Below are 13,120 nucleotides of genomic sequence, written 5' to 3'. Positions count from 1 at the left end.
CTTAACAGTCCTTTAATGGGGTATTAACATAGGAATAGTACAATGTATTTAAAGTAAAGTACGAGGAGGCAGATTATGAAACTTGTTGATTACCATATTCATTCTCAATATTCATCTGATAGTAGCGCTAAACTTGAAGACATTGCTCATTCAGCTATTACCAAAGGACTCAAGGAGATCGTTATTACAGATCATTTTGAGCCAACCTCTGTAGACAATGAATACACTTACTACAATCCTATAGACCAACTAGTATCTATAGAAAACTTAAATGAAAAGTTAGATGGGAAGCTAAAGATCCGTCAGGGTGTTGAGTTAGGACAACCCCATCATTATTCTAGTTTAATTAGAGGGGTTAAAGCTAAAGTAAATTTTGATTATATTATTGGTTCCGCTCATAAAGACATCCATGATATAGATGTAAATCAGATTAACTATGATCTAGAAAATTTAGATATCATTTGTAGAAAATATTTAAAGGAAGTATTATCAATGGTTAAGGATAATCAATTTGACTGCGTAGGTCATTTTGACCTTATCAAAAGATATGCAAGTAGACAAGGCATCACCATTTCTATACGTCCTTATCAGGAACAACTAGAAGAGATTTTTAAGATTTTAATTAATAATGGTAAGGGTATTGAAATTAATACTTCGGGTCTTCGTGAACCCATGAATAGATTTATGCCAGATTTTGATATAGTAAGTTTCTATAAAGAACTCGGTGGGGAAATTGTAACGATTGGTTCCGATGCCCATTACGCTAAGGATGTTGGTGAAGGTTTAAGCTTAGCCATAGATATGCTAAGGGATGTTGGATTTAGATATATTACGGTTTTTGATAAACGAGTAGCCAATTTTGAGGCTATCACTTCTAAGGATAAGTATTACAAACTGGTTATTTAAGGCCATTCAAAAGCAGCTTATTTAATAATTGAGATTCTTTTATGTTTGGAAGACATAGGGGAAGACATAGGGACGTCAGACTGCCCTATCAATTAAACCCAGACATATAAAAAGCCAGATGATATACGGCTTTTTTGTATGTCTGGGTTTCTCGTGTAGTGTGGCTCAAAAAAATAGAATTAAGTGCAACTTTGAATCTCAAGGTATTTTAAAGAACAGTTATTTCAACTATTTTGAACTTGAGTTGGGGGATCGCTTCATAGGGATAGTGGCCAACATTGATCAAATGAGTGAGGTCATCACCTTAGAATTGAAAAATAAAAAAATAGCTTTGGGATATAAGATTGCACAGTATTTGTTTATAGAATTAGATGAAGAATAAAAAATAATTTGAAAATGGATGATTTTTTTAATGATGTTTACCTTGTTGGCTGTGGTGGTAGCTGGATGCAGCCCATCGAGTCAAGATGACAGTAATGATAAATACCAAGTGGTTGCAACCAGAACGATGCTAGCGGATCTAGTTTCTGTGATTGGCGGAGAATACGTGACTGTGACAGGTCTAATGGGGCCAGGAATTGACCCCCATTTGTACAATGCCAGTGCCGGTGATGTCAATACGATCCAATCAGCGGATCTTTTGGTGTATAACGGATTACAACTAGAAAGTAAACTGGGTGAGGTCTTTCAAAGAATGAAAAGTCAGAAAATACCCAATGCCAATTATATTATTGAAGAAAATAACATCATTAAGCTCACGGAGCAGGGAAGGGCTTATGCAATTCAAAGTTATGAAGAGATCATCGCTGATTTTTAAAAGTTATAAAGTAAGTAACAGCTTTAAATAATATAAATTAAAGATCTCACAATGGCGAATTGGAGGTGAACCGCCCCTGAGATTGTCTAATAATTATCAAAAATGAATTCTGTAACCAGAGAGGGTATGATATACTATGTGTAGATACCAAGCAACATTAAAAAAAATGTGCTTTCTAAAATAGGTAGTATGCAAAGTGATTTTTGGATTTTGAAATTGTAAAATGGCTTAAAAAAATACTAGAGATAAGAAAAAATATTAATAAGTATAGAGGGTGGAATACTATGGATATATTTGATTTTTTAAGAAAACAAGGAATAGAAGAAAAGTTGATACAAGATGTGCTTAGTTTTAGAAAGTATTATCAGATAAACGAGGCGGTAAAGGATAGAATTCCCGATCCTAAAAAATTTTTTTATGGAAAAGAAATATGGTCTATGTGCATTGCTGCAATTTTGGAAGGCGAAAACATTTTGCTCTCAGGGCCAAAATCGACAGGAAAAAATGTCCTTTCTGACAATTTATGTGCTATATTTGCAAGACCTCAATGGAATGTATCTTTTCATGTCAATACAGACAGTTCAAGTCTTATAGGAACCGATACCTTTATAGATAATGAGGTAAGGTTAAGAAGAGGTGCAGTTTATGAATGTGCAACATATGGGGGATTTGGAGTATTTGATGAAATTAATATGGCAAAAAATGATGCCATTGTTGTACTGCACTCCGCACTAGATTATAGAAAGATCATAGATGTTCCAGGCTACGAAAAAATTAAGCTTCATGAAGCAACAAGATTTATTGGAACAATGAATTATGAGTATGCAGGAACAAAAGAATTAAATGAAGCATTGGTTTCTAGATTTATGGTGATAGATATACCACAAATAGAAGAAGAAAAATTAATGACCATACTAAAATTAGAATTTGAAGATGCTTATGAAGATAAATTAAAGCAGTTTGCAGGAATATTTTTAGATCTACAAACAAAAGCACAAAACTCTGAAATATCTACAAAAGCTGTGGATTTAAGAGGAATAATCGGGAGTATTAAAACTGTAAAAAGAGGGCTTAAGCCTAGACTTGCAATAAATATGGGCGTAACAGGGAAAACCTTTGATCAATTTGAAAAAGAAATTGTAGAAGATGTAATAAGAACTAGAATACCGGAAAAGTGGGAAGCAAAAGATATTTTTCCATCTAGTTAATGGGGGAGTACTATGAATTGGATATATGGAGAATACGATTTTGAAAATAGGCTTACAAATCTGATGTGGACCATATGCGGAGATTATGATCAGGAATTAGATGAATTAGAAAGATTTACAAAAACCTCCAAAGATTTAGCTGTGTATTATGCTGCTAAGGCAGGGGCCAGAAGAAAATACATAGACTGGAACATGATAAAAAAGTATTTAAATCATAGAATACAAAATGGTGTAGATCAAGACTTGATTGTTCCCCTTGTGGAGATGTGTGCTGATGTAATGGTTGAGGAAAGGCTTATCAACGAAAGACCTGGAATAGAAGATATAAGGAAAAAAGGACAAGAAGATTTACTTGATCAGTATTTTAGAATAAAACTAAACACTTTTATGGAAAAAGCAAAGTATGCCTTGGTACTAGAACAAATGGGAAAACATGCAAGTTTTGATACAAAGGTAAAAAAATTAATTTCAGATATAAAAAAATGTAAAGATGTAGAGAATACCCTAGGGCTTTTAGAAAATATAGATGCTTTATATCTTGCACATTTTAAAGATATGCAAGAGAATCCAACTTTTCTATATGAAATGGAAGAAGAAAATAAAGTAAAAGAAGAATATACACAAGAGCAAAGCTTTGCTTCTTTTATGTATGAAGAATTATATGAAGAAGATACCTCTATTTCAGAGGCAGTAGATGGAATGCAATCTTCTCTTTTGGTAGAGTCTATAGGGGACTTAAAGCAGGAGAGTCTTACCAATCCAAATGAAAACAGAGTTCTATCTATTGATCAAGAAATGGTAGAGAAAATTTATGGAAAAATAGAACACTATTATGGTAAATCCTGTATTACAAAAGAAGAACTAAAAAGAATTGAAAAAAAAGTCTGCAGAAATGTACATGAAGGGTGTAGAGTTCATTTTACAGAAGGGGTTTTACGATCTCCTTGCGATAATACATTTCAAATAAAGTATGTAACAAAGCAAAAGGAGAAAAACTTGTCTGGGTTTAGAGACAATATAAAGGTGCATAGAAGAAACATTATAAAACTAAAAGAAGTGATCTTAAAAACATTAACAGCAGAGCAAGAAAATACAATCGTTTCTTCTGATAGTGGACTATTGGCTGTAAATAAGCTTTGGAGAGTTGGAAGAAGTGAAAAACCAAAAGTATTTACAAAAGTGATAGACAATCAAAAAGGTGGATATGTGGTAGATATTTTACTAGATGCAAGTGGATCTCAAGTAGCTCGACAAGGAAAAGTGGCTACTCAAGGATATATTATATCAGAGGGATTAACGCTTGCAGGAATTCCAAATAGGGTAATGAGTTTTTGTAATTTATTAGACTATACCATTCTTAGAAGATTTAGAGATTATACCTCTCCACGAAGTGAAAATGAAAATATATTTGAATACTTTTCTGCTGGAAACAATAGGGATGGGCTGGCCATTCAAGCTGTATGTCAAGGTCTGTTAAATAGAAGTGAAGAAAATAAAATATTAATTGTTCTAAGCGATGGAAAGCCCAATGATGTAAAAATTTCAAAAGATAATACAAGAACTATAAGAGGAGAAGCATTCTATAAAGGAATGACGGCAATAAAAGATACTGCACTTGAAGTAAGAAAGGCTAGAAAAAATGGAATTTTACTTTTTGGTGTATTTACAGGAAAAGAAGAGGAACTTGAGGCGGAAAAACTAATTTATGGGAAAGATTTTGTATACGCTAGAAATATAGAAAAATTCTCTGACATAGTGGGAACCTATTTAAAAAGAATTATAGAAAATTATTAAAAGCAGCTGTCTTAGGGTAGTGACGCGGGGACGTTTTACTTGTAGCGCATCGCCTCCAACAAATACTATACCATCTATTGATAAAAAAATTTTTATCTGTAGGTGGTTTTATTTTGTCCTGCAAAAATTTGAAACAAGCCATTCCCACATGTTGTATGGGGTCGCTTGTTTCTGTTGCTTTTCAGTCTAAATTTAAAATTTTAGAACCATCCCCAAGATTGTCCAAAAAACTATTAAACGACAACGCATTTCAACACAATATGCATAGGATAAGCTATATATTTAAAGTGTGCACATATTATTTTGGAAGTTTGTTCCAAGCCTTATAAATAAGAATTTTGAGATATGAAGCTGATAAGAGGTGAAAAAATGACAAAGAAAATAATTGATTTTATGAATGATAACAAACAAATTGAAAATCTATTGATAGATTTTTATGAAGCTTATTATCAGAATGATTTATTAAAAATATATAGCTTTCTGGATAGTAGCTTTCAAAGAGCTATACCATTAAATTATTTTCTTATTCATTCTGATTATAGCATTGAACTTGGATATTTAAAAGCAATTAAAAACATATGTGTTTGTAAAGAAAAAAATCAAGCATTTGCAGAAGTGCTGCTAGAATTTAAGGAAAATGAAATGGAAATACAGTTCTTCCTACAAACTGACTATGGGGGGTGGAAGATAGATGGGGATTTGTTTTCGAAATTGAGAGAGATGTGAAAATAGAAGGTAGTAAAAGCCTATGGAGGCTAAGGCCTAGAGAGGAGAGTTTTATACTTTAAAAGCAAAATCATGGAAAACGAGAAGATATTTAGGGTATATCAGGAGGAAATAGCAATATAATTTACCTCTGATTCCTCTTAATATAAATAATAAATTAAAGAAGGGGGTATTTTTATGTTTAAGAAACGATTAGCATTAATGATGGTTCTGATTATGATTTTATCTATGATGATGTCTTCGGTATTTGCCTTAGACTCATCCAAAATGTTCGAGCATAGCGACAGGTACAGTGAAATTGGGCCTGAAGGAGAAGAACTAGGAAAGGGTGGAAATCCATTTGGGGCTGTATACGCTCCAGAGAGCATGTATGGAGAGGACACTTTTAGCTTAATGTCACTCCCAGAGTTTTCTCCACAATTGCTTATGACTGAAGAACCGAAAACTGTTGTTGAGAAAGCCTATGGACACATCGTATATATTACAACAAATATAGGTACTAGAGTGACTGCTACAGTTTACGAGGAGCAAGCTGGTGAGTATATTAAAGAACAGTTCCAACGAATTGGGTATGAGACAACCCTTCAACCCTTTACTCATACCAGGGAAGGGACAAACTATCCTTCTAACAATATAATTGCCATAAAACCTGGAATATCTTCTAAACAGGTTATTGTAGGTGCTCATTATGACTCGGTTCCAAATGCCATTGGGGCAGATGACAATGCTTCAGGAGTCGGGGTTATGCTGGAAGTAGCAGAAATGTTAAAACACATGGAAACCGACTACACTATCAAATTTATAGCCTTTGGAGCTGAAGAAGAGGGCTTGGGTGGTTCTACATATCATGCCAACAAAATGACAGAAGAAGAAATAGAAAATACCGTCGGTATGATTAACTTAGATAGTCTTATCGCAGGAGATAAGATGTATGTTCACGGGGGGATCATTACAGATTTTAACTACAGCACGGAACAAATAAGAGAACGATATGGTTCTGAAGAAGATGGATGGATTAGAGATCAAGCCTTAGCATTAGCAGAAACGTGGAACTTAAATGTTGAGACAAATCCAGGATTAGATATATTTGATGCTTTTCCAGCAGGATCAACTGGAGCTTGGAGTGACCATGCGCCTTTTGCCAAGGTGGGAATACCAGTAGCTGCTTTTGAAGCAAGCAATTGGGAAGAGGGTGACAAAGATGGTTATAATCAAACTGCTGCATATGGACCAATTTGGCATACAGATATGGACAATCTCGACTTCCTTATGGAAAAATTTCCAGGTAGAGTAGAGGAAAGGCTAGAGACATTTACAACCTTGCTTTATCAATTGTTGTTAAACATTGCCCCACCAGATGAAGCTGAAGAAGTAGGGGTAACCCTAAGTAATAATTTTGTTTCATTGACAGAGGAAAGGGACATAGAGGTTGTTGTAAACTTGGGTTATCTTCCAAACTTAGATGATTTAGAGTGGACATTGGGAGAATTAACCCTTTCTCAATGGCAAAAGTACAATTCATCACAACAACAATATACAGGTGCTCCTTTTATTACTTTTACTGAAGAACCCTATATTGATAAGGATTATGTGAAGGCAACACTAAGCTTTGGTTTACCCTATGATACAGCAAACTTAAGTGGGGGCGCTGTAAGAAGAAGAATTGAAGATTTAATAGGAAACTATGATTTTACAGTAAAGGATACTATTGAAGACATAGAAGTCAGTACACCACTAAAAATAAATGTATATGACACCTATCATAAATATGATGAAATTAAACCTGCTATTGAAAAAATCATAGACTCAGCGAGCTCAGAAAGATACTTGGAATATAAGTCACTAGGAAAATCCTATGAAGGTAGAGAAATTCCATTCGTCATGGTGGCTAAGAGTAAAGCAGACTTAGATACTTATCAAAATCAACTATTACCAACTATGCTTGAGAATCCGAAGGAATTAATGGATAAGATAGACAATGGAACCATTGGAAAGTATAAGCCAGTCATATGGTTCAACAACCTCCATCCAGATGAAACCCCTGGAGTAGATGCTCAAATGGAATTAATTGAGAGACTAGCAAAAGAGGATATAATTGAATTTAAAACGAAGGATGCTGATGGAAACGAAGTTACAATTGAGTTGGATGTAGAAGAGATTCTAGAGAACTTTATTTTCTTATTTCTTGTAACTCAAAACCCTGATGGTAGATATCATACTACAAGAGGAACGGTTACAGGTTTTGATTTGAATCGTGACATGAGCTTTCAGACTCAGGTTGAGACAAAGGTTTCTGTTGCAGAGATTGCTCAATGGTCACCGATGATATTTAACGATCTCCATGGTTTTGTATCTGCCTTTTTAATAGAACCGTGTACACCTCCCCATGAACCAAACTTTGAATATGACATACTCATGGATGGTATGTTTGATCATGCCCATGCCATGGGAACAGCAGGTATAAGCAATACTAAATATGATAATTATGTTATTGCAAAGGATTACTATAGCAGTGGCTGGGATGATGCAAGTATAGTATACGGTGCAATGTACGCTATGATGCAGGGGGCTATGGGACATACCATAGAGATACCAGAGCTTAATGGACACTCCCATGATGCTTTCGTTTATGCAGGTCTTGGTTCTATCAAACATGTATTAGATAACAAAGATAAGTTATTTAGGAATCAACTAGAAATATACAGACGTGGAGTAAATGGAGAAGATAACCGAGCTGTAGATTCCTATTTAGTTAGAGCCAATGGTGAAGAAATGGGAAGACTAAGAGGCGAAAATGAGAATTTCTTTCCAGAGTATTATGTAATGCCTATAAATAGTAGCTTACAAAAAAATAATTTAGCTACTTACGAAATGGTTGAATATCTATTGCGAAATGGTGTTAAAGTAGAAAAATCGACACAAGCAGTAACAGTAGGAGAGATAACCTATCCTGCAGGAGCATTTATTATACCGATGCGACAAGCAAAGAGGGGTTATGCCAATGCAGTGTTGTATGACGGAGTAGATTATTCCGATTGGTCAGCTATGTATGCTGAAACGACAGCTCTTCTCCATGACATGAGAGGCTTTGATCGATATGAGGTAAGAACTGCAGGTGTGTTTGGAGGAAAAACCAATCGTGTAACAGAGGTTACGATTCCTACAAGTATTGTACAAGGAAATGCTGTAGAGTATGTGATTCAAAATACCAATAACGATGTAATAAAAGCTGTAAATAAATTATTGTCAAAGGGCAAACAAGTAAGAATGATTTATGGAGATGACAATGAATATGAGAAAGGTGACTTTGTTGTGTCTAAAGTTGACTTAGAGACAGTAAAAGACAATTATTATTTAGAGACTATACCATACAGTAAGACAACAAAAACAAAGCTTCTACAAAAGTCTAAGGTTGTGGTATATAATAGTGAATTGAACTATGTGGTAGATGATCTATTAGGCTTTAATAGGGTAGATTCCTATACTGAAGCAGATATAATAGTTGATGCTACTGGAAATGCCAATGCAGGTGTTATTAAAACCGCTATACAAAATGGGGCCCATTATATTGGAATTGGTGGTAATGCCATAGCTTCTATGCAGTCAAGTAATCTTCTTCCTGGAGTGGAAAGAGGCAGAACTGCTGCATCCTCCTATGAAGGTGCATTAAGAGCTATTGTTGATACTGACCACGTGATTACAGGCAGGTATCAGGAAGAGGAAATACTATTCAACAAGTCTGCTTCTTGGATAGCGTCTGTACCAACTACTTCTACCGTATTAGCTACAATTGTTGATAGAGATGACTATTTTAAGGCGGGCTGGTGGAGAAATCATTCGGGAGTAAGAGGCAAAGCCTATATTATATCCGATAAGGTAGGAGATTCAAACGTTACTTTATTTGCAAATCATATTCATAATAGGGCACATCCACAACATCAGTTTAGAATGTTAGCAAATGCTATTTATGATGCAACTGCCATTGACTATGATTTGCCAGAAGATCCTAGCACTCCTAGTCGTTCCAGTGGCGGGTCATCCACTCCAAGCAATAGAATTTCTGCCTTAAGAGGTGGTACTGTTACAGCTAAAGGAGTAAGTGTAGTGCTATCAACTAACGCTATATCTAGGGATGTCACCATCACAATAGACAGATTGACAAATGTTTCTTCCCTACCTTTTAGTGGGACATTGAAGTTGGTAGGAGATGTATTTGAAATTACCAAGGATGTTGCAGGAAGCTTTGATAAACCAGTAACCATTACACTTCCTTTTGATAAATCAAAGGTTGACATGGATAAATACAGAATTGCTATCTTCTGGTTAGATGAAGAAACTAATGAATGGATTGAATTAGATAATATTGGAGTAGACTTAAAAAACGGAACTGTTAGTGGTGATACTGATCACTTTACAAAGTTTGCTGTTCTTGCATTAGAGAAAACAACAGATGACGTTCTAGAGGAAGAAAAACCGGCAGATGAAGTTCAAAAGGAAGAAAAGCCAGCAGTGAGCTTCATTGATATTAAAGGTCACTGGGCAGAAAGTAATATTGAAAGGCTTGTAGAATTAGGAGCTATCAGTGGATATAGTGATGGGTCATTTAAGCCAAGTAATAATATTACTAGAGCTGAATTTGCAACAGTATTGGTAAAGGCTTTTGGATTTGAATCAACAAATGGGAAAATATTCAATGATACAGCAAACCACTGGGCAAAGGATTATATAGCTGCAGCAGCGGAACACGGTATCGTATCAGGATATAATGACACCACCTTTGGAGCCAATGATTCGATTACTAGAGAGCAAATGACAATTATGATCGTAAAAGCAACCAAGTTAGAGATTACGGAAGGTACCACAAGTTTTATTGATCGGGATCAAATATCCTCATGGGCATTAGGAGCTGTAAATACGGCATCTGAAAACAATATTATAAGTGGATATCAGGACAATACTTATAGACCTAAAGCCAATGCCACAAGGGCAGAAGCAGTCACTGTCATCGTCAAAAGCCTATTTTAATCTATCTAAGAGTAAAAACTCTCTCAATTTATTGGGAGAGTTTTTTTATTAACTTCATTTGGTGCTTTTGATCACCTACTTATGAGTTAAGTCTTATTTAATGTATAGGATAGCATTTATTTCAACAGAATAATGTAATATGCAAAACATAATGAAAGGAAGTGATTCGCATTAAAGCGATTATAATGGCCGGAGGAAAAGGAACAAGACTTAAGCCTCTAACATGTAATATTCCTAAACCCATGGTACCCATTCTAAATAAACCTACCATGGAATATACAGTTGAATTGTTGAGAAAGCACAATATAAAAGACATAGCAGTGACAATAGCACATCTTCCTACTGTTATAACAGATTACTTTCATGATGGAGGGAAATGGGATGTAAACTTAAGCTATTACACAGAGGAAACCCCACTGGGTACAGGCGGTAGCGTGAAAAATGCTGAAGAATTTATTGATGATACATTTATCGTATTAAGTGGTGACTCCTTAACAGATATCAATATTAAAAAAGCCATAGAATTTCACAAAAACAAGGGGTCTAAAGCAACCCTTATCTTAAAAAATGAACAAATGCCCATTGAGTATGGTGTTGTTATAACTAATGATAATGGCAGAATCACAAGGTTTCTTGAAAAACCTAGCTGGGGAGAGGTGTTTAGTAATACCATAAACACTGGAATGTATATACTAGAGCCTGAAGTACTGGATTATTTTCAACCGGGAGAAAATTTTGATTTTAGTAAAGATCTCTTTCCAAAGCTACTAGAAGATGATATACCTATGTACGGTTACGTCACCGAGGATTACTGGTGTGATGTGGGTGCACTAAATTCCTACACAGAAACCCATTTTGATATCTTAAGTGGCAAAGTCAATATAGGGTTAGAGGGACATCAAATAGAGGATGGAATATGGGTCGGAGAAGGAACACAAATTGGTAGTGGTGTCAAAATAACACCGCCAGTATACATAGGGAAAAATTGTGTGATTCATGAAGGCGTGAAAATTGATGCATATACAACAATTGGAGATCATTGCAATATTGAAAACAATACTTCATTGAAAAGAAGTATTATTTGGAATCATTCTACCCTTGGCAGAAATAGTCGCTGTAGGGGATCGATAGTATGTAACCATGTTCACATTAAAGAACATGTTGACCTGTATGAGAATGCTGTCATAGGTGAAGGCAGTATATTAGAGGGAAGAGTCGTGGTTAAGCCCGATATTAGACTTTGGCCCTACAAAAAAGTTGAAGAAAATACAGTGGTCAATCAAAATCTTGTATGGGGTACAAAGGCATCAAAAACCATTTTTGGATTCAAGGATATCTGTGGACATATCAACATTGATATCAATCCTGAATTTGCATCAAAACTAGGAACTGCCTTTGCCTCTACCCTAGAGGAAGAATCCATTGTGATCCTAAGCAGTGATGCATCTAATGCAAGTCAAATGATAAAAAATGCCTTAATAGCTGGGGTTCATGCTACGGGAGCAGGCGTGATTAATATAGGAAATGTTGTAATGCCAGTGAATCGCTTCGCTGTTACAGATTTAAGGGGAAGTGGGGGGATCCATGTCAGAATGGATTATTCAGATAAAAAGCTGATTCACATTGAATTTGTGGATAAAATTGGTGCCAATATCCAGAGAAATACAGAAAGAGAAATAGAAAATGTCTTTAATAGAGAAGATTTTAAACGTTGTAATGTAGAACAAATAAAATCCACCACAAATATTGAAAACTTCAATTATTATTATATCAACAACGGAGGAAGGCTATTAAAAAATAGTTCTAATATTAAAAGACAAAATCCCAGCCTCATAGTAAGCTCAAAATCCGATACCATACAACAGCTGGCTACTGAGTTCCTTGAAAGCATTGGCTGTGATGTCAAGCAGGATTATAACCTAAAGGGAGATAAAAGGATTCAGGATTATTTAGTGGAGATGACTCCAAGGATCAAAAAAGGAAAAGTAAATTTAGCCGTTATCATCAGTGAAGATGGAGAAGACATCATTTTAATCGACGGAGCAGGGCGAATCATTGAACAAGAAAAATATGATGCATTAATTGCCATGATGATATTGAAAGAGGGAAAACAGAAAAAGCTGATATTACCCTATACAGCCCCTTATATCATTGAAGAAATGGCTCATATATATGGCGTAGAAGTCCAAAGGGTAAAATCCAACCCAGCCAGTATTATGAATGCAATGTTAGCTGTAGAAAATGGCCAAAGTCAAGGGTTATCTCAATATACATTAACCTATAACGCTATTTGGGCCATCGGTGGTATTCTTGATTTCTTAGTTGAAAAGAATATAAAATTAGAAGATTTAGTTGATGAACTCCCTAATTTTTATTATATAAAAGAAGAAATCCCATGTGATTGGAAAGACAAGGGACGAATTATTCGTCAAATAATAGAGGAAAATCAACATAAAAGCATAGAAATGTTTGAAGGGGTAAAAATTAATGATGAAAAGGGATGGACATTAATACTTCCCGACAGTACAAAACCTTTGTTTAATATTTATACAGAAGGGTCTTCACAGGAATATGCAAAAGAACTTTCTATATTCTTCAGTGGAAAGGTAAAAGAATTACTAAAAAACCAAGAAGAGTGATTGCT

8 protein-coding genes are annotated in these 13,120 nt (G+C 35.1%); all 8 read left to right on the top strand.

The genetic code is table 11. From position 1 onward, the window contains the following. The first annotated feature begins 75 nt into the window (after positions 1-75). Positions 76-906, top strand: a complete 831-nt coding sequence (locus AMET_RS17415; protein WP_012064634.1) for a histidinol-phosphatase HisJ family protein — start codon at positions 76-78, stop codon at positions 904-906. Between the two features lie 160 nt (positions 907-1,066). Continuing rightward, positions 1,067-1,288 (top strand): hypothetical protein, encoded by a 222-nt coding sequence (locus AMET_RS26375; RefSeq protein ID WP_012064633.1) that lies wholly within the window; start codon positions 1,067-1,069, stop codon positions 1,286-1,288. A gap of 30 nt (positions 1,289-1,318) precedes the next feature. Then, positions 1,319-1,723, top strand: a complete 405-nt coding sequence (locus AMET_RS17405) for a metal ABC transporter solute-binding protein, Zn/Mn family (RefSeq protein ID WP_041720986.1) — start codon at positions 1,319-1,321, stop codon at positions 1,721-1,723. A gap of 284 nt (positions 1,724-2,007) precedes the next feature. Next, positions 2,008-2,931 carry an AAA family ATPase gene (locus tag AMET_RS17400; protein ID WP_012064631.1) on the top strand — a complete coding sequence of 308 codons (924 nt, stop codon included), beginning with the start codon at positions 2,008-2,010 and terminating at the stop codon, positions 2,929-2,931. 12 nt (positions 2,932-2,943) lie between these two features. Continuing rightward, entirely contained in the window at positions 2,944-4,725 is a 1,782-nt protein-coding gene (locus tag AMET_RS17395; protein WP_012064630.1) for a cobaltochelatase CobT-related protein, read from the top strand. A 369-nt stretch (positions 4,726-5,094) separates the two neighbouring features. Continuing rightward, a complete protein-coding gene (locus AMET_RS17390) occupies positions 5,095-5,451 on the top strand; it encodes a hypothetical protein (RefSeq protein WP_041720984.1) in 357 nt (118 codons plus the stop codon). A 177-nt stretch (positions 5,452-5,628) separates the two neighbouring features. Beyond that, positions 5,629-10,476: a M20/M25/M40 family metallo-hydrolase gene (locus AMET_RS24500; RefSeq protein ID WP_012064628.1), complete on the top strand. Its 4,848-nt coding sequence runs from the start codon at positions 5,629-5,631 to the stop codon at positions 10,474-10,476. Positions 10,477-10,661: 185 nt separating this feature from the next. Next, entirely contained in the window at positions 10,662-13,115 is a 2,454-nt protein-coding gene (locus tag AMET_RS17380) for a mannose-1-phosphate guanyltransferase (protein WP_242661314.1), read from the top strand. The last annotated feature ends 5 nt before the right edge of the window (positions 13,116-13,120 follow it).

It is taken from the genome of Alkaliphilus metalliredigens QYMF, assembly GCF_000016985.1.
GTDB lineage: Bacteria > Bacillota > Clostridia > Peptostreptococcales > Natronincolaceae > Alkaliphilus_A > Alkaliphilus_A metalliredigens.
Note: the sequence above shows the minus strand (reverse complement) of the source record. Positions and strands in the feature narration are given on the sequence as shown.